The sequence below is a fragment of the Pelomonas sp. BJYL3 genome, assembly GCF_027257975.1.
GTDB classification, from domain to species: Bacteria; Pseudomonadota; Gammaproteobacteria; order Burkholderiales; family Burkholderiaceae_C; genus Roseateles_B; species Roseateles_B flavus.
The window spans coordinates 1-2,352 of sequence record NZ_JANZKX010000022.1 but is presented as its reverse complement, the minus strand read 5'-3'; the positions used below and the strand labels follow the sequence as shown (position 1 = coordinate 2,352).

The window sequence follows — 2,352 nt, the reverse complement described above, 5'->3', positions numbered from 1 at the left end:
CGCCCCACCGGCCTTGAGCACCGCCAGCTGCGCCACCACCATCGCCAGGCTGCGCCCTGTGCAGACCGCCACCCGCGCATCCGGCCCCACCCCCAGCTGCCTGAGCTGGCGTGCCAGGCGGTTGGCCTGCGCATTGAGCTGCGCATAGCTGCAGGCCTGCCCTTCGTACTCCACCGCCACCGCCTGCGGCTGGCGCCTCGCCTGGGCCTCGATCAGCTCGTGCACGCAGGCTTCGCGCTCGTAGGCGCTCGCCGTCGCGTTGAACTGCTCCAGAACCTGGCGGCGCTCGGCCGGGCCCATCAGGGGCAGGCGCGCCACCGGCTGGCTGTCATCGGCCGCCATGGCCTGCAGCAGCGTGCGCAGATGGCCGGTCCAGCGCTCGATGGTGCTGCGTTCGAACAGGGCCGCGGCGTACTCGATATGCCCGGCCAGCACGCCCTCCACCTCCTGCAGAGTCAGCGTCAGGTCGAACTGGGCGCTGCGGCGCTCCAGCTGCGCAGCTTCCAGCGTCAACCCCGGCAGCTTCAGCTCGCCCTCGGGCTGGTTCTGCCACGAGAAGGCCGCCTGGAACAGGGGCGTGTGCGCCATGCTGCGCGGCGGCTGCACGGCCTCCACCACCTGCTCGAAGGGCAGGTCCTGGTGTTGCTGCGCGGCCAGCACCTGCGCCCGGGTGTGCGCCAGCAGCTGGGCCACCGTCGGCTCATCGTCCATCTTCAGGCGCAGTGCCAGCGTGTTGATGAAGCAGCCGATCAGCGGCTCCACCTCCGCACGGCCGCGGCCCGCCACGGGGCTGCCGATCACCACGTCGGTCTGCGAGGCCAGGCGGCCCAGCAGCGCCGCCCAGCCAGCCAGCAGCGTCATGTAAAGGGTCACGCCATGGCGCCGGCTCAGGGCCTTGAGCGCGGCGCTCAGCGGTGCATCCAGCTGCAGACCCAGCTGTTCGCCACGGTAGTCCTGCTGCAGCGGCCGCTCATGGTCGGTGGGCAATTCCAGCAGGACCGGCGCCTCGGCCAGGGCCTGACGCCAGAAGGCGGTCTGCGCCTCCAGGCGCCCGTCGGCCAGCCAGGCCCGCTGCCAGACCGCATAGTCGGCGTACTGGATGGGCAGAGCCGGCAGGGCCTGCGAGGCTTCGCCGCATTGCGCGGCATAGGCGCTGCTGAGCTCGGCCAGCAGCACGCCGATGGACCAGCCGTCGCAGATGATGTGGTGCATCACGATCTGCAGCACATGGTCATCCGGCCCCAGACGCGCCAGCAGCACGCGCAAGGCCGGCGCCTGGCGCAGATCGAAGGCCTCGGCCTCGTGCCGGACGAACAGCGGGTCGTCCAGCCCGCTGGCTGGCAGCTCCAGCAGCGGCAGCGCCACCTGGGCCTCGATGATCTGGCGCGGCTCGCCGTCGATCAGCTCGAAGCGGGTGCGCAGGCTCTCATGGCGCTCGATGATGGCCTGCAGGGCCTGGCGCAGGGCCGCTGCATCCAGCGCGCCGCGCAGGCGCACGGCGCCGCTGATGTGGTAAGCCTGGCTGGCCGAAGCGTCCATGCGGGAGAGGAACCACAGGCGTTGCTGCGCCAGCGACAGCGGCAGGGGCAGCTCGCGCGGTGCCCGAGGGATGGGCTGAGCATCGGCACGGTCGGCGCCATGCAGACGGGCCGCCAGTGCGGCCAGCTCGGGATGGGCGAAGAGCTCGGCCAGGGGCAGCTCGAGGCCCAGGGACTTGCGCACGCGCGACGCCAGCTGGACAGCCAGCAGCGAGTGCCCGCCCAGCTCGAAGAAGTTGTCATGGCGGCCCACGCGCTCGATCTGCAGCAGCTCGGCCCAGAGGGCCGCCAGCGTGGCCTCCACCTCGCCTTGCGGTGCCTCGTAGGCGCGCCGGCTCCAGGCCTGCTCGTCCGGCGCCGGCAGCGCCTTGCGGTCCAGCTTGCCGTTGGGCGTCAGCGGCAGCGATGCCAGCTGCACATAGGCCGCCGGCACCATGTAGCTGGGCAGCGTGGCCTGGGCCTGCGCCCGCAGCTGCTCAGCGCTGGCCGTGCCCGTGTAGTAGGCCACCAGGCGCTTGCCGCCCGGCTGGTCTCCCGCACCGTCCTCGCGGGCCAGCACCACCACATCGCCCGCGTCCTCCGCACCCAGCGCGGCCAGCTTGGCCTCGATCTCGCCCAGCTCGATCCGGAAGCCCCGGATCTTCACCTGGAAGTCATTGCGACCCAGGTACTCGATGGTCCCGTCCGCCAACCAGCGGCCCAGGTCCCCGGTCTTGTACATGCGGGCGCCAGCCTCCTCGCTGAAGGGGTCCGCCACGAAGCGTTCCTCGGTCAGCTGCGGCTGGTTCAGATAGCCGCGCGCCACCCCGTCCCC

Annotated in this window: 1 protein-coding gene; it reads right to left on the bottom strand. The window is 71.8% G+C overall.

The genetic code is table 11. The features are described from left to right. Nucleotides 1-2,352: condensation domain-containing protein (locus O9Y01_RS23110; RefSeq protein ID WP_269634006.1), on the bottom strand; the 2,352-nt coding region annotated here is incomplete at both ends.